Raw genomic sequence first — 21,818 nt, 5'->3', positions numbered from 1 at the left:
TCGCCTCATCCTACAATAGATCGGTTCAACTCCGGAAACCCTAGGTAATAGCCAATGAATGCCGTATTTGCCGATTAACCGATGATTGGCAAAATTTGGCCTACAATATTATCCTGAGACTTTCTCAGTCAATTGCTGATTTTTTTACAAAAATTAACAATAATCCTCTTTTTCACGGTATAAACCAGAAGGAACGCAAATGGGATGTATGACAACTCCGTTGACTTAGCCCGACAACTCAGACAAAAAGCGAGAGAAATATTAAGGATCGCCCAGCAACTCGAACAACAAGCTAAACAACAATCAGACAAAACCGGAAAAAATGTGACAGCAAACCATTTCTCTCCTGGTTATTCTGAGTCCTTGGGTACATAATCACGAATTCTATCAGAGGCAGGTCAGTTTCCTAAAAATACAGAGATGGCTAGATTTCAAAATAGCCAAATTTTATTATCTAGAAATAAGTATCAAACCTGCCATATTCGTTTGCCTGGGTCTGATGAACGTTACCCTGCGGTCTTGGTGGGTCAGGATTATTTTAGTTTGGTTAGAGTATTTTCAGATATTAAGCATATTTTAGCCGCAAAAGCTAAGTTAGAGTGGAATGGCGATCGCACGGTGGTTACTCAAATTATTCAACGGTGTCGCCGAGCAATTCCTAATTTTCCCCAATCTTTTCTCAGTGAATATAAAAGTACCCAATTGTTAGCCAGTCTCCTGAGTGAATATCCGAGTCAGGAGAATTAGAGGGGTTTGGGGGGCTTCTCGTATTCTTGTGGGAGGCAGGGGAGCTAAAAAACCCGCATTTACGCGGGTTTACTTCTGATAGCCACGGGTTTTAAGTCGTGACTATCAAGTGACTATCAAGTGACTATCAAGTGACTATCAAGTGACTATCAAGTGACTATCAAGTGACTATCAAGTGACTATAAATAAGAGCACCAATCACTCCAGCTACCGACGTAGAGTTTAGCGTCGGCAATGCCAGCCATTTCTAAAGATAAAAGGTTGACGCAAGCCGTTACCCCAGAACCACAGTAGACGATGATTTCTTTGGCGGCTTCGATTTCAGTCCAGCGTTGCCGTTGTTCCGAGGCGGGTTTGGCTTTGGCTTCAGGGTCGGTGACATCTTGCCAGCAGTAGTTGACCGCACCAGGAATATGTCCGGCAATGGGATCGATGGGTTCGACTTTGCCTAGATAGCGATCGCGCTCCCGGGAATCCACCAAGGCGACTTCTGGTAAATCTTTGCGGGCTTTTACGGTGTCGATATCCACCACCATTTCCGGCTTTAGCTGGGGAATAAAGTTGCCCGGTGTCACTGTCGGAACTGCTTGACTGACGGGATAGCCCCCTGCTTGCCAGCCTTTCCAGCCGCCGTCTAATACCACCACCCGGTCATGTCCCATGTAGCGCAACAGCCACCACAAACGAGAGGCAAAGGCAAATCGCGAATCATCATAGGCCACTACCAGGGTTTTTTGGGATGTCACCCCTATGCTGGATAGTTTGGCTGCGAGTTGATCCGGATTGGGTAGAGGATGCCGTCCCCCATGTTGCTGTACCGCTGAGGCTAAGTCGCGATCGAGGCTGAGATAATGAGCGCCGGGAATATGACCCGCTTGGTATTGTTGCTCCCCCAGGTTGGGATCTGCCAGAGAAAACCGACAGTCGGCGATCGCGAGTTCAATATTTTCTTTGGCACTATCTGCCAAATGCTCCGAAAGCCATTGCGCCGAAACAATAAAACTATTGTCCATTATTAGATGATTCTTTGGTTGATTCAAACATTTATTTTATCCCAGGAGCGCTTGGCAACGGATTGGCAACGGATGGGGCTTGGCAACGGATTGGCAACGGATGGGGCTTGGCAACGGATTGGGGGTTATTTTATTTTTGGATAGCGATCGCTCGGCAATTGCTAATTAGTTATTGGTTTTAAATACATCGTAATAGTAATTAAGTTTAAATACATCGTAATAGTAAACTGAGGGTGTAGGGTGTGTTAGGCTGGCAATTAACTTGAGGGAATCAGAAACCGGGTTTCTGTGTACTGTTCCTGAAACAAAAAAATGACAACTACTCCTTTTCTGGTCGCCCTTGTCCTCGCTGGGGGCAAGAGTTCTCGCATGGGACGAGACAAAGCCTTAATCCTGTGGGATGGTCAACCAATGTTACAACGGGTTGTCGGGGCGATTCGCCAGTTGCCTTTACTGTCATCGGTTTATATCCTCACTCCCAGGCCCGATCTCTATCAAGGCTCAATTACCGGAGATGTTCAATGGCTGCTAGAATCTAGTCCGGGCAATGGCCCGTTAATTGCCTTATCCCAAGGATTTGCTCAAATCGAGGCGGAGTGGATTTTGCTGCTGGCTTGCGATATGCCCCAATTAGACAGTGGTATCCTGCACCAGTGGAGTCAAAAACTATCGACTCTACCGCCGGAAATTTTAGCTTTGGTTCCCCAGTCGGCAGAAAGATGGGAACCGATGTGTGGATTTTACCGCAAAGAAGCGGAGAAAGCCTTAGAGGTATTTATTCAAGCTGGGGGGCGATCGCTTCAAGGTTGGCTCAAACAAATTCCCGTCAGTTCAATTCCCGTAGATCGAGCCGCCCGCCTTATGTTAAAAAATTGTAATAAACCGGAAGACTTGGCCAAAGACCAGACCGATATCGCGGAAAATTTCCGCCACAACATCGGGCAAAAGTTATGATTTCTTGAATTAATGGAATTGCGATCGCCCCGAAGCCATTCGGGATTGCTTCGGCAGAGGGCAGCGAACATAAATCATCCAACCATCCTAAAATCGCAAGTATTTCTCTGTCCAAGACAAGACACAAGGAAAAAATCTCCACCTAAATCACTCCAGGACTTAGCAACACAAAGGCAGTCCATCACAATATCCATGACAAGAATTTTGGAAACATTTAAGGATTCGTGCTTATAATTTGTACAGGAATCTTTAGGTTCTGCAACAGGTTCTTAATGAACCAATACAAACACAAGAGTGAAAACCGTTTAATCATGGCTCGGATACTTGTCATCGACGATGACCAGGCAATCTCAGAATTAGTGGCTGTCAACCTAGAGATGGCAGGATATGAAGTCGATCAAGCGGAAGATGGCATCAAGGGACAAGCGTTAGCTCTCCAGATTATGCCAGACTTGATCGTTCTCGATCTGATGCTACCTAGGGTCGATGGATTTACTGTATGTCAACGTCTCCGCCGAGATGAACGTACAGGAAATATTCCCGTGTTAATGTTGACGGCTTTAGGTCAAACTCAGGATAAAGTGGAAGGCTTCAATGCGGGTGCTGATGACTACTTAACTAAACCCTTTGAAGTAGAAGAACTGTTGGCCAGGGTTCGGGCACTGTTGCGAAGAACCGATCGCATCCCAGAAGCAGCCAAACACGCTGAAATCCTGAGTTACGGCCCATTAACCTTAGTTCCCGAAAGATTTGAAGCTATCTGGTTTAGCAAAACCGTTAAGCTGACTCACTTGGAGTTTGAACTGCTACATTGCCTCTTACAACGGCATGGTCAAACCGTCTCTCCCAGTGAAATTCTCAAAGAAGTGTGGGGCTACGACCCCGATGATGATATTGAAACCATCCGGGTTCATGTCCGCCATTTGAGAACCAAGCTGGAGAAAGATCCTCGCCATCCTCGCTATATTAAGACTGTGTACGGCGCTGGCTATTGTTTGGAACTACCCAATAGCAATCCAGCGACTCCAAATGCACAAGTTGGATAGGGGCATCCGAGAATTCCAAGCGAGGAAGATCGATAGTGATTCAACAGACCACTGCGGGTTAATCAAAATTCAACAGTCAGCTAAAAATTTTGCAGTACCCATACAGTTAATCATCAAGACAGCTAAGGGTTTTGTTGCCCGGGCTGTCTTGATCGTTTAATCGCCTGGGTTAATCGCCTGGGTTAATCGCCAAGGAGACGGTGGTTACAGTCCTGTGGCTTTAACGGTAGAATCCGGCTGTCCTAGTTCTTGATACCCCAAGGACATATAGTGAAAACTTAGTGCCGCCCGACCAGCATATCGCCCTCTGGCTCAAACTGTTGGGCAGCGCTTTGCCAAGCGGAAATGGCCGCCGCCAAATTGCAAGGAACCTTAATGGGATAGGAATCCCTAACCAACAAAAATAGGATCCATTTGGTTTAAGGATTAGCTGTGACAAAAGTAGCGTTAATTTGAATCCAGGTAATTAATGAGGGAATTGTTCCGGTGGCATATATCAAGGCTACATTGCCATTAGGGTAAAAATCTACTCGACAGGGATAATAAGTGTAATCGTAATACCCCCAACACATTGACATTATATTACTGCTGGGACGACAACTTGAGGGTAATACTAAAATAGTATTATTAGTTCCAGAAGTTCTAATTACTAATCCTCTTATAACAACTAAACTCGAAAACTTATTAACTTGTAAAAACCAGGATGAACTATAATTATCCCATCCTGTATTAAAAGTAACAGAAATTTCACTTATTCCTACTTGTAAATTAGTTCGTGCCGCTGATACGGTACTTGCCCCGGTGCCGCCATTCGCGATCGCAGCTATCCCAGTAATATTGGCAGCATTTCCAGGGATATTCCCAGAAATTTGAGCGCCCGTGTGAGTATGCGATGCGGCGGCAGCGGTACTCGCCCCAGTGCCGCCACCTAAAATCCCCAAAGGCTGACTAAGAGTTAGAGAATTGACCTGTAAATTCCCTTGCGGATTAATTTCATCGTGTGAGTGTTCTATGGCTGCGTACCTTTCCTCGTGGTTATGACTTCTAAACCCTTCTTCGAGAGCCCTGATCGCTTCTGGGGAAATATTATGGGGATTGCTTGCCGCCACGTGAGATGCAAGGTCAGCGGCAGCTATGTCTTTTGCTTCCTGAACTGCCTCATCGGTAAATGTCCTTTCTTGCTCGAAAGTCTCTTTCGGGACAAACGTTAAGTTAGCTTGAGATTTCAGCAAATAAGGGTCTAGCGCAATGCTTAAAGCGTTTGAGTCAGCGATCGCCACGTCAAAGTCTGAAAGTTTTAAGTAAATTTGCGATGCGTCGTCAGACTTTAAATATTGATTGTGGGCATTTTCGTTGACAACATGATCTGCAAGGCTTATTTGAACTCTTGAGTTAATGTATTCACCCAAATTGTTATCAAGGTAGGCTGCATCTCCGAAAATTCCGGTTAAGGATTCTCGGAGCTTGCTAAAAAAATTTGTCTCATACTCTACGTTGTACCAGAAAATCTCAATTGTCGCGTCCATCAACCAATGAGTAAAATCAATAATTAGACAAGTTTGTTGAGCATTTAAGTCTGGCCAAATACAGAGGGTGTATGAATTCAATATGCATTGTTTTCGCTCTTCAACCCTAATTAAATTAATTGCATCAGGGTCTAAAATTTTCGTGGAGTCTGGACTTGAGTAAGAGGCATACTGGACCGTACAACCAAGACGCCAATGGTTTGGGGCGGAATTAATAGAACATCCAACTAAAAAAACAAATCCCCGACACCCTATTATTTTTCTAGGGATTTTAAATTGCCATCTTTTATCAGAATTTTTAGGTACAGTAGAAGCAGTAAAATAATTATGGTATAAACGATTAGAGGAAAGATTTGATTCAATTTCATTGGGTGTTATAAGTCCGCCCATAAAACCCTTATTTTCTGGTTTACTGACAATTAATTATCTAACAAAGTATCTAATTCCCAGTGCATTTGCGTGCTCAATCATTTCAGGATTCGGAGTCATTCGCAATTCCTTGTTTCCTCGTGAACCAACGGGATGGACTTTTAAACTTGGAGTAACAAAAGCATAAATATTTTCTAAATATTTTCTAAGAGGCGCTACTGTCAATTCAAAGTCCAAGGCAAAAGGGTCAGGAATGGCGCGATCGATAATGTGGCTGTACATCAATAACAAGTTTGAAATGTCACTCAAAGAGAATGGCAAATTCAACAAAAAGTTTGTTGAAACACCAACCGTTCACCGAATTCTTGAGTATTGGCTGAACCGTGCTTACCTGCTACTGCCTGATGGATCCTTGCAAAAACTCAACGGAAAAGCACTTTATGCCGCTCGTGGTGCAACTATGCGAAAGGTGGCTGCGATGATTTACTCGGAATTGCTGAAGGAATTGTCTGATTAGGATTAACCATAAAACGCCACTGCTGTTTCAAGTGGCGTTTTATAATTTATCAATTATACCCCCGCACTGAGGAATGACTCCCGGCACTCCATTTGTCAGGTTATTTATTCTATCAGCCTGAATTTGACACTAAATATGGGGATTATGCCTCAGTCTGGCAAAAAATAAATGATTGTGAATCTTGGTCTAGGATGAGTAAGAAGATGAGTGAAACACCGAGACTCACCCGATCTGGAGGATTGTGGTTGAGTCTGTCACCTAAAAGTCATTATTAGTATTTGGAGAAATTTTTGATCTATGACAACGATTCTTGGTAATCTCGACCCTAACGAAATTATCGGCACGAACCTAGCGAATACGATTCAGGGCCTGGATGGAAATGATACCCTCAGAGGACTCTTAGGGGATGATCTGCTTAATGGCAACCGAGGCAATGATTTGCTGTTTGGGGGCGAAGGAAACGATCTCCTCTACGGGGGTAGAGACGATGACACCTTATTTGGGGACGACGGAAATGACACCTTGTTTGGTGATTTAGGAAATGATTTACTCCAAGGGAATGCGGGAGACGATTTTCTGTTTGGTCTAGATGGTGATGACATCCTCCGGGGTGGCAATGGCAGTGATAATCTATCCGGGGGAGAAGGAGATGACACCCTATATGGGGATATTGGCGATGATTTTGTCAATGGCAACCAAGGGAATGATGAAATTCTTGGGGGTGATGGTTCAGATACTTTGCGCGGAGGTCAAGGGGATGACATCTTGATTGGTGGATTTGGTGATGACTTTCTTTGGGGGGACAGAGGGAACGATACTTTAACCGGGGGGACTGGGAGCGATCGCTTTGTCTTGCAATCACTGGGACGAACCTTAATCACAGACTACGACGATACCGAAGATTTTCTGGTGATTGATGAAAACGATATTAGTTTTGACGATCTCACATGGGCATCTGCCACCACCATTAGTCGAGATAACAGCTTGGTTGAAAGTACCGTTTTCTCCTTAAAAAGCACCGGAAAAGTCATTGCCATCCTCGAAGGAGTTTCCTCCAGGGTAATTGATGTTAATGATTTTCTCACCATTAATGGTCAACCCGTGACCAGCAGTGGTAGTGGCACGAATAACACTCAAACCCCAACGAACACCGGGAATACTAATCAGCAAGAAGATATCAACGATTTAACTGAAGCTGAGGATTTGGGGACTCTCAACGGAACTCTAACCATTGACAATGGTTCTCTGAGTGATTCTAATATCGCCGATATCTATCGATTTAGACTTGAATCCGATGCCACTTTTAGAGCGGTGATGAATAACTTAAGTGCCAATGCGGATATTCAACTAATTCAAGACGACGGTAATGGCATAATTGAAGAGGCTGATATTCGCAAATCTTCTGAGAACACTGGCACCCTTGCCGAAAGAGTTGAAGATCCTTTAACAGCGGGAGTTTACTATGTCCGAGTTTTACGAGTCGAAGGGGATACAACTTATGATTTGACTTTGACGGTTTAGAATATATCTCCCAATTTTCCCAATTTAATTAGCGGATAAATTACCGGGAAATAATCGGGTAAATAATATTTACCTAAATATTGACCTAAGATTTACCTTTGATTGTTAGCCATTGGCATTTTCAATTAGAGACGTTCAATCTGAACGTCTCTAATTGACTGAAAATTAGACTGAATTTTTTCAGAACATGATGGTGTAATAATCATCGGTAGGTTCGGGAGGATAAACCACCCCAGTTCTAAGAAAATTCAAATACTATTTCTCCGCATTATTGTCCAATAAATTAGAGGGCGTTTGGCCAGCTTCCAATAATAATTCATTGGCTTCTTCTTTTGAGAATTTAGCCAGCAGAGATTGTAAGCTGCCTCGATATATATATGGCCATCCACCGGCATTCTCTATGTCTCTTAATAAGTTATAAAGAGCTTGACGATTCTCCGGTAAACATTCTTGAAAAACCCCATCTCTAATTTCTTTGTGCAGATTTTCCAGTAGGCGCAAAAGAGATAATATTGCTTCAATATCTCCGGCATTTTCTTTTGCTAATTTTCTGATTCTTGTGGCCACTTTATCCCACTTATGGTTAAACTTTTCCCAGTGCAGTTTCTCCATATCAGTCATAATATAAATCCTCCTATAGCTTGATTTTTTTGTCAAATTCAGCTATTACCACTAAGTTTTAAATAGCTAATTTCAATCAGTTCACATGAACCGTAAAGTCACAGAAAAATCTGGTAAAAATATCTCTACAAATATTTTCTACAAATATTCTCTCCAAATATATTTAGGTTCTATTTAGGTTCGGTGAGCCATTATCCTCAAAGTCCGATGATGGATTTTCGTTGTCCCCAGGTCAGGCTGCGATCGCCTGAAAAACCCTGCTTCAACAAAATTTTCCGTCACAATCCGGGTTGATCCCGGAAAAAAATGCCTAGATTCCTAGATGCCTACGATTGTCGTGACATATATCAGACAAAGCACAAACAAATATAACACAGCTTAAGCGGGGTATATCGCCGTCGGCGCATTAATGGAATCGCGATCGCCTTTGAGAAAACTGCCCAGTCTCTAAAATTTCATCACTTTCACGATCGGTGGTAAATTGAGACAATCAAAATAGACAAGATACTCCATCAGATAGAATGTTGCCGGTTTTTCGGTAAAATGCTGTAGGGAATCTTGAAAGCGATAAAAGTTAAGTCACTCTGGGCAACCGGGCAGCTTTTCAACTGGGATCGCTGCTCCGAGAAAAATCAGGACATCTTTTCTGGTGACAATTGTCCCTACAAGGTGGCCGATGATTCATCCATTCGGGAAGGCTCTGCGCTCTCTGTCTGGCGCTAGGGTTGTGGATAGCTCGCGGGCGTTCATTTAGCTGGAAAATTCTCTGAAAAGCCCTTCTGGGTGCCGTTAAGATTGTTATATTTTTGAGATTGAGGTTGAACATGAGGTATCGCGCTGTAATTGCTGCACTTCTAGCACTGTGTTTAGGTGTGTTAACTGCTTGTAGTGAAGGTCCGACCGTCAGTAAGGATCAACTGACTTATGAAGATATTGTCAATACTGGACTTGCCAATAATTGTCCTGAGTTACCAGAAACCGCTCGCGGTTCCATTTTTCTTGATCCTAACCAGTCATATATCCTCACCGATTTGTGTTTACAGCCCAAAGAATTCTTCGTTGAGGAAGAAACGAATAAGCGCAAACAAGAGTCTGAATTTGTCCCCAGTAAATTGTTGACTCGCTACACCACCAGTCTGACCCAAATCAGCGGCCCGTTGAGCATCAACGAAGATCGCAGCCTCACCTTCTATGAAGAGGATGGGATCGATTTCCAGCCAACCACGGTGGTGCTTCCCGGCGGTGAGGAAGTTCCTTTCCTGTTCACGATTAAAAAACTCGTGGCCACCAGCCAGCCTGGAATAGACACTATTAACACTTCTACCGACTTTGAAGGCAAATTCTCTGTTCCTTCTTATCGCTCTTCGGCCTTTTTGGATCCCAAGGGTCGCGGTGAAGCTACCGGCTACGATAATGCAGTCGCAATTCCGGCAGCCGCAGATAAAGAAGAAATTGCCCGCAGCAATATCAAGCGTGCCCTGGGTGGTAGTGGGGAAATTTCTTTGAAAATCGCCAAGGTTGATGGTCGCACTGGTGAAATTGCCGGTATCTTTATCAGCGAACAAGATTCTGATACGGACTTAGGCGCTAAAGATGCTGTGAAAGTGAAGATTATTGGTCAGTTTTACGGTCGGGTTGAACCCAACGCTTAATTGAGTTTGGCTACCTTTCTGGGATAAAAACCCGGAGATAGGTTGTCTTTCCTGCTGCATCAAATGTTTTTCTAATTTACTGCCATTCAATTGGCATTGTTATAGATTGCAGGGGGGCTGTGGATGTATGGGGGCCGCGTATTTCTCGGAATGGAAAAACGAGAAATGCCTGGAGACCTTCGATCGCATCTGTAGCTTCCCTGCAATTGTCATTAAATTGGCTAAACATTGGCGAATTTGAACGGATTAACCACAGGAAATTAATAAACCCGTAATAAAATTTCAAATTCCGTGCCTTCTCCTGGCTGCGATCGCATCAGAAATTCCCCGCCATGTTTGGCGGTGATAATCCAATAAGAGACGGATAAACTGGTTTCTTTTTCCACGCGGCGATGATTGCCAGAAAACGAAGCATAGAGTTGCGCCAACTTCTCGGAAGACATCCCCGCTCCATTATCTTTAATTTTAATCGACACCCAGCGATCGTCAAGTCGATCCGGCATTTCCCCCGATCTAGAGATAATAGTAGTGGTAATATAAATCTGAGACTTGGATAAGGTTTGCACCGGGTTTAAATAGTCGGTTTCGCTAAATTCTTGATCGAATTTCTGATTCACCTCTTGATTAATCAGTCCATCAATGGCATAACCCAGAATATTGATAAAAACTTGATTCAGTTGTCCGATATAGCAAGAAACTGGAGGTATGTAACCATAATTTTTGACGATTTTTACTTCTCCACTTAACCGACTTTTCAGTAGTAACAGCACACTATCAATGGCCGCGTGCAAATCAGCCGGTTTGGGATAAACTTCATCCATATGGCAAAAATTTTGTAAGCTACTAGCTATATTTTTTAAACGTTCTGCGCCATTTTTGATACTATCTAAGGCTCTGGGTAAATCCTGCTTTAAAAAATTGAATTCAATTTCTTCCTGGAGGGCGGCAATTTCTTCTGGTACATTGGGCAGGAATTGCTCATAAGCCCCCATCAACTCAATTAAACTTTGAGTATAGTCGGTGACATAAGTTAAATTTCCCCAAATAAAACCTACGGGATCTAATATTTCATGGGCAACGCCATCTACTAAACGACCTAAACTGGCCATTTTCTCCGTTTGAATCATAAGGGTTTGTAAGTTTTCAAACCGTAACTGCGTTTCAATGCCGCGAATTTGCCAATAGGCAATATTTAACTCACTAATATTTAATAACTTGTAGGCACCGGATTGCATTTTGACGACAATGGGTTCTGATAATAGTTGAGGCGATCGCCGCAAGGCTAAACGCGCTGCGGATAAAATAGAGGTTGTATCGCTCAAAATTAATAAGTCAGTGCGGGCATAACTGTAGATTAACTGCACCGGGGCATTTAAAAAGAGATCGATCGCTCGCGGTCGGATTAAATATTCTAATAATCTTTGGCGAGAAATCATGCCAAAAAAATCCCCATTTTCGACTAAAATCGCTCCGGGCAGGAGGGGATGTTTCTCAAATATCTCCGTAATTTGATAACAGAGGGTATTGATTTCTACCTGAAACGAATATAAAGGCAAATCCCCGAGGATGGAAGCAATCCCTAAGTCGCGATCGCCTAACTCGTTTAAAATCGGTGGTGATAATTCAGACTCAGATTTTTTAGCCACAACAAAACTCAGATGCGGGGACAAATTGACATAGACAGGCTACTTAAAAATAATTCAGGGTTTTTTTGAGGAATTCAGGTTTAAGGGCTTCAGAACAGACATTTGGCGAGGTCATGCCTAAGCCCTGTGGGAAAAAACGACCAATCAAACGACCAATCACAGGGAAAAATCTGGTCTAATTTGGCGATGGCATTTCAATTGCCGAATTGGGAGACTGCGATCGGGATGGTTTTGCACAAATCTGATCTAGCTTAACACGCGATCGACAGAGCGCCACCCCACGGCAAGACCCCAGAAACCGGGTTTCTTTCCTCAACCTTTGCCACCCCACCCAGAAACCGGGTTTCTTTAGACTACCTTTGCCACCAACCAAGTAGGGGCGAATGGCCATTCGCCCCTACAGAGAAACCCGGTTTCTTGCCCCGGTTTCTCGCACCCCACGGCAAGACTCCAGAAACCGGGTTTCTCTCGTCAGCCTTTGCCACCAATCAGGGCGAAGCATTCGGATTAAAAGTTTTCTGTTTATTCCATAAATTGTCGCCCGAATGCTTCGCCCCTACACCCCACGGGAAGACCCAAGAAACCAGAGACCCCAGAAACCGGGTTTCTCTCGTCAACCTTTGCCACCTCACCCAGAAACCGGGTTTCTTTAGACTACCTTTGCCACCAACCAAGTAGGGGCGAATGGCCATTCGCCCCTACAGAGAAACCCGGTTTCTTGCCCCGGTTTCTCGCCACCCCACGGGAAGACCCAAGAAACCAGTTTCTTGAAGAAACCCGGTTTCTCTGGTTTCTGAGGCTAAAATAGGGGAATACATCCTCAGATTACTGACTATGTATTGGCAATTAGAAACCTTGTCAATACATATATGCGGGGAAAAATCTGATAAAAAAAAGGACAAGGCAACAGCCAAGTCCTTTTTTTTAGTAGGTAGGGCGGGTGGGCTTTTACCCACCTTACCCTTAGAGTCCGTGGGTAAGTCCAACTCCGGTAAATTTTTTCGCCAACTGCCGGAATGTGTGTTATAATCCCGAACATATATCACCTCTGATGCTTTAATCTCTAATTCCGCAAGCTTTAAAACCAAAGTGTTGAGCAACAAAGCGTTGAGTAACAAAGCGTTGAGCAATTTTAAAGTGCAATAACCAAGACTCGGAGCGAGTTTAAGTTTTTGCGGCCTTGAGGCTTACCATGCCCTCGGTTGCTCCTAATCACCTCTGATGCCGTCAGGCGTTAAACACTCCTCTGGGATGTTGATTCTTTCTCTGAGTTAATCCACTTTGATGCCGTCCGGCGCTGAGATGAACATTAGGAGACATATAGATATGGCATTTTTTTCAAAAAATACGATGTTTTATAGTGCAATATGCGAAATTGAGCCTTTCGTGGAACTGAGTTTCCCGGTGAGAGGGCGATCGCTTCCTGCGGATCATGGATATGGACTCTATGCTGCCTTGGTTCACCAATGCGGGGCTTTTCACGAACAAGAACAGCTTCAAATTCTGACTATTCCAGGAATTCCCGATCGCGCAGGCAAAATTTTGCTGACCCAGCAATCTCATTTGCGGATTCGAGTCCCCCTGAGTCAAATTCCCCTCGTATATGCGATCGCAGGTAAAAAAATTCGGATTGGCATTCATCCCGTAGACATTGGCATTCCGGCAGTTTCCCTCTTGCGACCCGTCTCCACCCTGAAAGCGCGAATCGTGGTGCTCAAAGGATATAGTGAACCCGATGTTTTTTTAGCCGCTGCACAACGTCAGCTTGATGCTTTGGAAATTAGCGGTCAAGTTTCTATCCCTTTACAACGTGACGGCAAATTTAGTCGAAAAACCATAAAAATTAAACGGCATCAGATAGTGGGTTTTACCACCAAAATCAGTAATTTAAGCAATGAAGACTCTTTAAAATTGCAACAATTCGGTTTAGGGGGTCGCCGAAAAATGGGTGCAGGAATTTTTGTCTCTTCTGATATGTAGGGGTCAACAGCCTTTGACCCCTACATGGGAAATATTCCCTCTTTCCCTATTTCCTCTTTCCCTCTTTCCCTATTTCCTCTTTCCCTCTTTCCCTATTTCCTCTTTCCTCTTTCCTATTTCCTCTTTCCTCTTTCCTCTTTCCTATTTCCTATTTCCTCTTTCCTATTTCCTATTTCCTCTTTCCTATTTCCTCTTTCCTCTTTCCTCTTTCCTCTTTCCTATTTCCTATTTCCTCTTTCCTCTTTCCTCTTTCCTCTTTCCTCTTTCCTCTTCCCCGTTCCCCATTCCCTGTTCCCTATTCTCTAATGAAATCTAAAGACTTTAAAAGACTATTAGCCAAATCTCTGCCTCTATCAAAAAAAGAGGAAGATTTACATCCAATGGCTAAAGGCGCCGCCACTTATACCGGACATATTCAAGCGGTGATGAATTCCGCTGATGTATTATTAGAAAAGTTAGGCGCAACCATCCTGAATCAATTAGGTTTACCAGAGATAGACCGAGAGTATTTTCACAATACAGTCCGGTTGGGGGCTTATCTCCATGACTGGGGCAAAGCCAATCAACATTTTCAGGAAATGGTTTATTTGAAATCTCTCGATCCGAAATTACTGGATGAAAAAAATCGTCAATATAGAAAGAAAATAGAGAAATCAAGTAAAGAACATATCGATCGCCAAATGATTCGCCATGAAATTATTAGTGGAATTTTAGCCCTTGGCGTTCCCAGCATTAGACAATGGTTAGAAAAAGCGCCCAATACGGATTTAATTGCAGCGGTTTGGGCAGCAATGGGACATCATTTAAAAATTGGTCTGAATAAATATAAGCAACCAAACGGCTGTATTACCGAACTGATTCCGGGAACAGGAGAAAAATTAGAAATTTATACTCACCATTCTGATTTTAGCACTATTTTAAAAATGGGTAAACAGTTAGGGTTGCCTGCTGAGTTACCAAAATTGCCAGAGGAAACTTGGACAAAATCTCAAATTCAGGAACAACTAACCAGACTTAAGCGAGAATTTATTGATATTGAAGAATCTATAAAAGAGCAAAAAGACTGGCAAAGACAAAAATTTATTGCCGCAGTAAAAGCCACGGTGATGGCGGCTGACTTAGCCGGTTCTGCATTACCTGCCAAGGGATATGAGATTAAAGACTGGATCGCACAAGCTTTAGACTTAGTATTATCTGAAAAAGAGATTTCTCAGTTATTAGAACAACGGCTAAAAGGACAAATGCTGCGTCCTTTTCAACAACAAATTGCCACAACCAAAAACCGCGTAACTTTAGTCAAAGCTGGCTGTGGAACGGGTAAAACTGTGGCAGCTTATGCTTGGGCTAAAAAATGGGCAATAGGGCGAAAATTATTTTTTGGCTATCCCACCACGGGCACCGCATCTCAGGGTTATTTAGATTATGCCGCTGAAACGGAAATCGAAGCCCAGTTAATGCATTCTCGTGCAGAAATTGATTTAGAAGAAATATTATTTTCTCGCGAGTCTGATAACGAACCAAATGAACATGATGCGGAGGGAATTAATTCTCGCTTGGCAGCATTCGCTGCATGGCAAGCCAAGTTAATCGTTTGTACCGTTGATTCTGTATTGGGTTTAATCCAAAACAATCGCAAGCCTTTGTACTCTTGGCCAGCAATTTGTCAATCAGCTTTTGTGTTTGATGAGGTTCACGCTTATGACGATCGCCTATTTGGGGCATTGCTGCTATTTTTGCAGACATTTACCGGCGCACCAATTTTATTAATGAGTGCCAGTTTTACCGAGGGACAATTAGCGGCTATTCAGCAAGTGATGGATGAATTACAGGAGGAAATCCAAATCATCGAGGGACCGCAAAATTTAGAAACGATTCCTCGGTATCAACTCCAGAAAATTCAGGAAATGCCGCAAATTTGGCCAAGAGTTATCGAAACTTTGGCTAACCCGCAAAAAGCAGCCAAAATTCTCTGGGTGACGAACTCGGTACAAACTTGTATCGATTTATATCGTCAGGCAAAAATAGAAATTGAGAAACATTTGCCGAATTTGCCAATTCAACCGCTGATTTATCACAGTCGCTATCGCTATCAAGACCGTTTGGCAAAACATAAAGCGGTAGTGGAGGTATTTAAAGGAGATTCTCCAGTTTTGGCTATTACCACGCAAGTTTGCGAGATGTCTTTAGATTTAAGTGCGGATTTACTAATATCTGCGATCGCCCCTGCTGCTGCCTTAATTCAACGCTTGGGACGACTCAACCGCTATGTTGTCATTGATGAAATTGACAATGTGCGTCTAATGTCCGGCGGTATTTGCCCAGCCATTATTTATGATTGGGAAAATGTAAAACCTTATAAAAAAATAGAACTTGCCACAGGGAAAAAATTACTGGAAAATTTGGCTGGTTTAGCAATTTCTCAAGCTGATTTAGCCCAAGTTGCTGCTACCCTTGACTCTACCCAACCAACCCCCGTAGAGTCTAAATGGTTACACGGTCATTGGTGTAATCATTCAGATTTTTTGCGCGATGCTGGTTATACCATCACCGTATTACTTGAACAGGATATAGCCAAAATTAAATATGCCGCAAATAAGCGTAAGGATAAATCATTTATGAAAGAAGCACAACGTTGGTCAGTTCCCATCCGAATTATGTCCGAATTTAGAACTTGGCGACGAATTGGATTTTATCCAGTTTGTCCAAAAGATGTCATTAATTACAGTGAATCAACGGGGGCAGAAGAACCATGAAAATAGAATTAGATTTAGGCAATCCTAATTTTACTTTATTGCACCGGGCAGGTTTAGCGGGTTTGTGGATGAGTTTACGGCAATTGGGCAGAGAAACTCAGGTAGAAAATCGTCCCGGTGGCTTGGATTGGCAATGCGATCGCCGTCGAGTGATTTTATCTTGGAACGGCAATGATTTAGAGGTAATGAATTGGTTATTGCAAGAGTCATTTCAGTTAAAAGATGGGGTGATTTGCCTGCGAGGTTTGGACAGCAAAACAATGGATATTCAAAATCAGATGATTTTGCACCAAGGAATTTTAGGCACGTTCTTACAGCACAATAAAACTCACACAAAATTAGGCAATGAACAAAAATCATTTCAACTTGATGAAGAACATCCCCCTCTGGTGGTACAATATAAATCATTGAGTGGTTATGTGTATCAAGAATTTGCTAAAAATTTGTGCGATCGAGAGGGAAACTTATCAAAAGAACCGCTAAAGGTGCCAGGGTGGTTAAATCCTGGGGCGGTGGTACGACATACGGCATTTTCTGGGCAGACTAGCTTTGAAGAACCCCCAGAGTTTGCTTTGGTGTTGCTGTTTGCTTGCGTGGGTTGTTGTTATTATATTCTGCGATCGCAATTACGGGATAAACGCGCCCAATATGCTTTGGTAATCCCTGAAGTTCGGGATTTAGAAACCTATGCCAAATATCGTCAACAGTCTAAATTGAGATTGCAAGGATATCAAGATTTTTATGCTTGTGGATTGGGGGATGCGGGTTTAAGGTTTTTAACCGCTGAAACCACGATAAATATTACCGAAACTTATGGGGTTTCCAGTTGTCAGGTGGTGACATTGGGGACGGTTTCTTGGTCTGCCCAGCAAAAAACTCGTACTGATTTATATTTGGTGAAAGCAGATGACGAAATTTGCCAAGTTTATCAAGCCTGTCAGAGTTATTTTCGCGATCGCATTGTCAAGGGGAAAAATGATATCAGTTTTATTGCCCGTAGTTTTGCCAGAGAGATTATTACCGAAAATTTGGTAAAATCTCAGCCTTGGTATTTAGGCTTATCCGACTATGTAAATAGTAATGAGTCATTCCAAAAATTAACCTATGAACGAGAGGGACTTTATAAAATGGTGCAAAAGTTAAAACCAGAAACAAAACGATTATTCGTGCAAGCTTGTCACGAAGCGATTAGATCAATTTATGGTCAAATTAACCAAAAAGCGAAAGATAAAAAAGAGGAACCTAATTTTGACCGAGAAACAGTGAAAATTAGAACCGGATTATCCCGCTGTCGTAATGCGGAAAGTTTTCGGGAATTTATGGCTGATTTTTGGTCGCGGGCAGGACGAATTCCCACTTTACAAGCACATTGGGAGGATTTTATTGACCTGATGACCGGACAAACAAATTGGAAGGAAACCAGAGATTTAGCTTTATTGGCATTAGCGAGTTATAAGAAGGTAGAAAAAAATGTAGAGGATGAAAAACAGGAAGATATCCCAGAATATGATCCGCCAGATATTTTAGATTTGTAAATTAATTTAAGGTAGGGTGTGTATAGCCCTACCAAGGGTCAAGTTGTTAACCATTGTAAAAAAGGAAACGGATATGTCATTTCATTTGTTTGGGAATATTTTGACCGTGTACGGTACAGCAGCGAACAATCGCGGTGAGAGTGAAGGTAATATTACTACTCTGCAAAAGTTACTGTGGAAAGGAGAAGTCCATACCACCGTATCCGCAGAAGCAATTCGCTGGGCTTTGCGATATTTTTGGCAAAATTCAGAATATGATTTTGAGGTGAATCGCCAATGGCATGATGCGAAAAATGATTATGATTGGCAAAGTCAACATTTTGATGAGTTACTCTATATTGATGATGATGTGTTAGGTTTTATGCGGGCTGAAGGGGCAAAAGTTGATGAATCGGATCCGCCAAAGAAAGGCAAAAAAGCCCCGAAAGGAACCGCAACCGTAAAACGAGGAGTTTTGGAAGTGACTCGCGCTGTTTCTATGATTCCTTATACGGGAGATATTACTTTTAATTCTACGGGTGGGGCGAAGGGGTCAACGTCACTTTATGGGACAGAAGTTCATGCCACCCGCTATCAATATGGATTTGCGATGACCCCGGAACGATTGAAAGTTAAAGAGCGAATTATTCCGACTTTAGATGGGTTGAGTTCTATTGGAGAAGTGGGGGGAAATCATGCCCGATTTTTATATGATTTTTCTCCCGATAGTATTGTGTTGCGTTGGACAAATGACTTTTCCCCGCGTTTTCTTTATTGCTTTGAAGAAGATGATGAGGGGGCGATTTCTGCCCCGGATTTATTGCGGCGCATTGCAGCAGGAGATATCGAGGCAAAAGAGTTATGGGTGGGAGGCGCGATCGCTCATACTGCTACCGGATCTAAGTTAGATGAATTAGGGGTTAAATTATTTCCTGGGGTGAAAGCAGCGGTGACTGATTTGCAAGCCAGAATTACCAGAGATTTACAATTATAAATCTCCTGTAGGGTGGGCATTGCCCACCACTTCTTAATTAATTTTATAGTTATTTCAATTGTGTTTGATACAAAACATCAGGGGCGCAAGCATTGCGCCCCTACAGCAAATTCAAAGATATTGTAGGGGCGCAATGCTTGCGCCCCTAGATAATTGTATTAATCTTGATTGAAACAACTCTACCAAGCCAAAAGCCCCTAAAATCCAGGCTTGTAGGGGCAAAGGTTCTGAAAAATGCTGGATTAGAAAATTTACCTACAATAAGAGTTATGCAATCAATTACTTTAAAAGTTGAAGTTCCGATCGCCTGTTTTCGGCAGTCACGGGCGAGAGAATATGCGGAAACTTATCCCGTGCCACCCCCAGCAACGGTGTATGGAATGCTATTATCTATGGTGGGAGAAATAGACCGCTATCAACATTGTGGTTGTGAGTTAGCGATCGCCCTCATTTCCGAACCACAAATCTCTAGAGTAATTAGAACTTTTCGCCGGGTTAAAAAGCAGGATATCCATGACCCGACTAACGCCCGTCCCGACTATCAAGAGTTATTAACAGATATTCGGTTTATGGTGTGGGTGGCGACGGGAAATGAGCCAAATAAACCCAGTTTAGCGAACCGCTTAGACCAAGCATTTATTAATCCCGCAACGGTGAATCGGTTTGGGGGATTATGTTTAGGAGAAAGCCGGGATTTAGTCAATGTCATTACTCCGGTAAAGTCAGGAGAAGTTGCCGAACCTTTGCGCTGGTTAGTGCAAAATGAAGATGGTTTATTGACTTTGCCTTATTGGGTGGATCATGTGGGTTCAAAAGGAACTCGTTGGCGGCGCTATGACATTTTAGAACCGGCTAATATTTACCAACCCCCTGATATGGCTTGGACAGCGATCAATTTTGATTAAATTTAAGTTTTACCTTAAATTAATCTTTTATTAGGGTGCGCGTTTGCCCCAGAAATATTGAGCGATCGCCTGCCAGAAACCGGGTTTTTTTAGAAAATATCTGTCATCCCACCAAAATTGTTATATAAACCCGGTTTCTTTTTGGGTACACCCATATTTGTAAGGGCGAAGCATTCGGGCAGTTATCTTAATTGTTCTTTTCCGATAATTAACTGCCCGAATGCTTCGCCCCTACAGCCTTACTATCCAATTGACAAATATGAGATGCTCCCTTCTTTTTCGCCGTAACGCACCATGTTTCTCCTCATTGAATAACTCTAGAATTTACCGCTGATGCCGTTAGGCGTTGTTAACCTCTAACCTATTCGGTATCTTTATGTTGCAATTACCTAATAATCTCGAATTAAGCCAATCTGATTTAACCAAATCCCACACCATTCGGGTTGCCGCTTTACACGCTTTGGCCTATTGTCCGCGTCTTTTTTATCTGGAAGAAGTGGAAGAACTCTATACCCAAGATGCGGCAGTTTTTGCCGGTCGTCGGTTGCATGAGGAATTGGAAAAAGAAGAAGAAGAATGGGAAGATTTATTTCTCGAAAGTGAAGAATTAGGATTACGCGGACGAATGGATGCCTTGCGAACTCGCGACGGTCAAACTATTCCTTATGAACATAAACGAGGACGCCCTCAGCGAGATGAAAATAAACAACCCCAAGCTTGGGAGTCCGATCGCCTGCAAATTTTGGCCTATTGTTGTTTGCTAGAGTCTGCCCTGGGAATTGCCGTGTCAGAAGGGCGAATCCGATACCACGCGGAGAATGTGCTGATTCATGTCCCCCTGGATGAAATGGGACGGCAGGCAGTCCAAGACGCAATTCAACAAGCCAAAAAGCTGCGATCGTCCACACAGCGTCCTCCCGTGTGCAGCAACGAACGCCTCTGTACTCGCTGTTCTTTGGCGCCGGTTTGTTTGCCCGAAGAAGCGCGACTAGCCCATAACCCAGAGTGGGAACCAGTGCGTTTATTCCCTGAAGACGATCGCCGCCAAGTGCTGCATATCCTGGAACCGGGAACCGCCGTGGGACGGACTGGAGAACAAATCAAAATTTCTCGTCAAGGTCAGCCGGTAGAAAAAATTCCCGCGCAACAAGTATCTCAGGTAGTGCTCCATAGTTTTTCCCAAATTTCCACCCAAGCGTTGCATTTTTGTGCCGGAGAAGATATCACAGTTCATTGGATATCCGGTGGCGGTCGGTATATGGGCAGTTTTGACAGTCGTCAGGGGTCGGTACAACGACGGATCCGCCAATATGCCGCCCTCACATCTTCAGAAACTTGCTTAGATTTGGCTAAAAAACTGGTCAATTGTCGGGGTAAAGGACAGCGCCAATTATTGATGCGGGGCAAACGGGGACTCAAACCCGTACCGGAAAATCTGACTGAGGCAATTTCTCAGATGCAAAAAGTCCTTAAACAAGTGCCTCGGGCAGAATCTTTGGCCTCCTTATTGGGGTTAGAGGGAAACTTGGCGGCCTTGTATTTTGGCGCACTGCCCAATTTGATTTCCGCCCAAGTACCCCCAGAGATGCACTTTGCCGGACGCAACCGTCGCCCTCCCAAAGATCGGTTTAACTGTTTATTGAGTTTTGGCTATGCCTTACTGCTTAAAGATGTGATGAGTGCGATTTTAACCGTGGGGTTAGAGTCAGCGTTGGGATTTTATCATCAACCGCGTTCTCAGGCAGCACCCTTGGCTTTGGATTTGATGGAAATTTTCCGAATCCCCTTAGTGGATTTAGTGGTGCTGGGTTCGGTGAACCGGGGTCAATGGGATATTCAGGCAGATTTTGAAGTGCGCGGTTGCCAAGTTTGGTTGAGTGACTCAGGGCGCCGTAAGTTGGTGGAACTGTACGAACGTCGCAAGCAGGAAAGTTGGAAACATCCAGTGACGGGTTATTCCTTAACTTATCAGCGGTTATTGGAGTTGGAAGTCCGCTTACTGGAAAAAGAATGGTCTGGTGAGGGTGGTTTGTTTGGTCATTTAGTGTTGCGTTGAGGTG

General features: G+C 43.4%; 22 protein-coding genes. 15 read left to right on the top strand and 7 right to left on the bottom strand.

Annotated elements, in window-relative coordinates:
• The first annotated feature begins 204 nt into the window (after nucleotides 1-204).
• Both AM228_RS31725 and AM228_RS03325 read left to right on the top strand, forming a co-directional pair.
• The gene (locus tag AM228_RS31725) at nucleotides 205-375 is read left to right on the top strand and encodes a hypothetical protein (RefSeq protein ID WP_156331501.1); all 171 of its coding nucleotides are present in this window, start codon (nucleotides 205-207) and stop codon (nucleotides 373-375) included.
• Between the two features lie 45 nt (nucleotides 376-420).
• Nucleotides 421-747, top strand: a complete 327-nt coding sequence (locus AM228_RS03325; protein WP_054464662.1) for a hypothetical protein — start codon at nucleotides 421-423, stop codon at nucleotides 745-747.
• 179 nt (nucleotides 748-926) lie between these two features.
• On the opposite strand, the gene AM228_RS03320 is transcribed toward AM228_RS03325, so the two are convergent.
• The gene (locus tag AM228_RS03320; RefSeq protein ID WP_054464718.1) at nucleotides 927-1,763 is read right to left on the bottom strand and encodes a sulfurtransferase; all 837 of its coding nucleotides are present in this window, start codon (nucleotides 1,761-1,763) and stop codon (nucleotides 927-929) included.
• A 15-nt stretch (nucleotides 1,764-1,778) separates the two neighbouring features.
• Between AM228_RS03320 and AM228_RS35940 the strand changes: the two genes are divergently transcribed.
• From AM228_RS35940 to AM228_RS03310, 3 genes are all read left to right on the top strand, one after another.
• Nucleotides 1,779-1,904 (top strand): hypothetical protein, encoded by a 126-nt coding sequence (locus tag AM228_RS35940; RefSeq protein WP_255353137.1) that lies wholly within the window; start codon nucleotides 1,779-1,781, stop codon nucleotides 1,902-1,904.
• Nucleotides 1,905-2,072: 168 nt separating this feature from the next.
• Complete coding sequence (locus AM228_RS03315) at nucleotides 2,073-2,714, top strand: molybdenum cofactor guanylyltransferase (protein ID WP_054464661.1); 642 nt, start codon at nucleotides 2,073-2,075, stop codon at nucleotides 2,712-2,714.
• 311 nt (nucleotides 2,715-3,025) lie between these two features.
• Nucleotides 3,026-3,760, top strand: coding sequence for a response regulator transcription factor (locus AM228_RS03310; RefSeq protein ID WP_054464717.1), 735 nt, complete (start codon nucleotides 3,026-3,028; stop codon nucleotides 3,758-3,760).
• A 419-nt stretch (nucleotides 3,761-4,179) separates the two neighbouring features.
• Here the strand turns inward: AM228_RS03310 and AM228_RS03305 are convergent, their stop codons facing one another.
• Nucleotides 4,180-5,367, bottom strand: a complete 1,188-nt coding sequence (locus AM228_RS03305; protein WP_156331500.1) for a hypothetical protein — start codon at nucleotides 5,365-5,367, stop codon at nucleotides 4,180-4,182.
• A 342-nt stretch (nucleotides 5,368-5,709) separates the two neighbouring features.
• Nucleotides 5,710-5,937 carry a hypothetical protein gene (locus AM228_RS31720; RefSeq protein ID WP_190878346.1) on the bottom strand — a complete coding sequence of 76 codons (228 nt, stop codon included), beginning with the start codon at nucleotides 5,935-5,937 and terminating at the stop codon, nucleotides 5,710-5,712.
• Nucleotides 5,938-5,953: 16 nt separating this feature from the next.
• Here AM228_RS31720 and AM228_RS03300 point away from each other — a divergent pair, with 16 nt between their 5' ends.
• Nucleotides 5,954-6,172 carry a hypothetical protein gene (locus AM228_RS03300; RefSeq protein WP_156331498.1) on the top strand — a complete coding sequence of 73 codons (219 nt, stop codon included), beginning with the start codon at nucleotides 5,954-5,956 and terminating at the stop codon, nucleotides 6,170-6,172.
• 297 nt (nucleotides 6,173-6,469) lie between these two features.
• Nucleotides 6,470-7,693: a calcium-binding protein gene (locus tag AM228_RS03295; protein WP_054464658.1), complete on the top strand. Its 1,224-nt coding sequence runs from the start codon at nucleotides 6,470-6,472 to the stop codon at nucleotides 7,691-7,693.
• A gap of 255 nt (nucleotides 7,694-7,948) precedes the next feature.
• On the opposite strand, the gene AM228_RS03290 is transcribed toward AM228_RS03295, so the two are convergent.
• Nucleotides 7,949-8,314 (bottom strand): hypothetical protein, encoded by a 366-nt coding sequence (locus tag AM228_RS03290; RefSeq protein WP_054464657.1) that lies wholly within the window; start codon nucleotides 8,312-8,314, stop codon nucleotides 7,949-7,951.
• A gap of 824 nt (nucleotides 8,315-9,138) precedes the next feature.
• Between AM228_RS03290 and AM228_RS03285 the strand changes: the two genes are divergently transcribed.
• Nucleotides 9,139-9,966, top strand: a complete 828-nt coding sequence (locus tag AM228_RS03285) for a photosystem II manganese-stabilizing polypeptide (protein ID WP_054464656.1) — start codon at nucleotides 9,139-9,141, stop codon at nucleotides 9,964-9,966.
• Between the two features lie 260 nt (nucleotides 9,967-10,226).
• On the opposite strand, the gene AM228_RS03280 is transcribed toward AM228_RS03285, so the two are convergent.
• Both AM228_RS03280 and AM228_RS31715 read right to left on the bottom strand, forming a co-directional pair.
• Complete coding sequence (locus tag AM228_RS03280) at nucleotides 10,227-11,612, bottom strand: sensor histidine kinase (protein ID WP_054464655.1); 1,386 nt, start codon at nucleotides 11,610-11,612, stop codon at nucleotides 10,227-10,229.
• A 175-nt stretch (nucleotides 11,613-11,787) separates the two neighbouring features.
• Nucleotides 11,788-12,003 (bottom strand): hypothetical protein, encoded by a 216-nt coding sequence (locus AM228_RS31715; RefSeq protein ID WP_156331497.1) that lies wholly within the window; start codon nucleotides 12,001-12,003, stop codon nucleotides 11,788-11,790.
• Here AM228_RS31715 and AM228_RS34845 point away from each other — a divergent pair.
• Nucleotides 11,996-12,145: a hypothetical protein gene (locus AM228_RS34845; protein WP_231636578.1), complete on the top strand. Its 150-nt coding sequence runs from the start codon at nucleotides 11,996-11,998 to the stop codon at nucleotides 12,143-12,145. The genes AM228_RS31715 and AM228_RS34845 overlap by 8 nt on opposite strands.
• Nucleotides 12,146-12,310: 165 nt before the next feature.
• Here the strand turns inward: AM228_RS34845 and AM228_RS03270 are convergent, their stop codons facing one another.
• Nucleotides 12,311-12,742, bottom strand: a complete 432-nt coding sequence (locus tag AM228_RS03270; protein ID WP_156331496.1) for a hypothetical protein — start codon at nucleotides 12,740-12,742, stop codon at nucleotides 12,311-12,313.
• Nucleotides 12,743-12,938: 196 nt separating this feature from the next.
• Here AM228_RS03270 and cas6 point away from each other — a divergent pair, with 196 nt between their 5' ends.
• The 6 genes from cas6 (at nucleotide 12,939) to AM228_RS03240 (ending at nucleotide 21,814) form a co-directional block, all read left to right on the top strand.
• A complete protein-coding gene (gene cas6, locus AM228_RS03265; protein WP_156331495.1) occupies nucleotides 12,939-13,592 on the top strand; it encodes a type I-MYXAN CRISPR-associated protein Cas6/Cmx6 in 654 nt (217 codons plus the stop codon).
• Between the two features lie 305 nt (nucleotides 13,593-13,897).
• Complete coding sequence (locus AM228_RS03260) at nucleotides 13,898-16,345, top strand: CRISPR-associated helicase/endonuclease Cas3 (RefSeq protein WP_054464652.1); 2,448 nt, start codon at nucleotides 13,898-13,900, stop codon at nucleotides 16,343-16,345.
• Nucleotides 16,342-17,880 (top strand): type I-MYXAN CRISPR-associated Cas8a1/Cmx1, encoded by a 1,539-nt coding sequence (cas8a1, locus tag AM228_RS03255; protein ID WP_054464651.1) that lies wholly within the window; start codon nucleotides 16,342-16,344, stop codon nucleotides 17,878-17,880. The genes AM228_RS03260 and cas8a1 overlap by 4 nt, the downstream gene beginning before the upstream one ends.
• Nucleotides 17,881-17,953: 73 nt before the next feature.
• Complete coding sequence (gene cas7i, locus AM228_RS03250; protein ID WP_054464650.1) at nucleotides 17,954-18,853, top strand: type I-B CRISPR-associated protein Cas7/Cst2/DevR; 900 nt, start codon at nucleotides 17,954-17,956, stop codon at nucleotides 18,851-18,853.
• 269 nt (nucleotides 18,854-19,122) lie between these two features.
• Nucleotides 19,123-19,758: a type I-MYXAN CRISPR-associated protein Cas5/Cmx5/DevS gene (gene cas5, locus AM228_RS03245; protein WP_054464649.1), complete on the top strand. Its 636-nt coding sequence runs from the start codon at nucleotides 19,123-19,125 to the stop codon at nucleotides 19,756-19,758.
• 376 nt (nucleotides 19,759-20,134) lie between these two features.
• A complete protein-coding gene (locus tag AM228_RS03240) occupies nucleotides 20,135-21,814 on the top strand; it encodes a type I-MYXAN CRISPR-associated endonuclease Cas4/Cas1 (protein WP_054464648.1) in 1,680 nt (559 codons plus the stop codon).
• The last annotated feature ends 4 nt before the right edge of the window (nucleotides 21,815-21,818 follow it).

The sequence above is a fragment of the Planktothricoides sp. SR001 genome, from assembly GCF_001276715.1.
Classification (GTDB): domain Bacteria; phylum Cyanobacteriota; class Cyanobacteriia; order Cyanobacteriales; family Laspinemataceae; genus Planktothricoides; species Planktothricoides raciborskii.
This window is presented reverse-complemented; position numbering and strand designations above follow the sequence as displayed.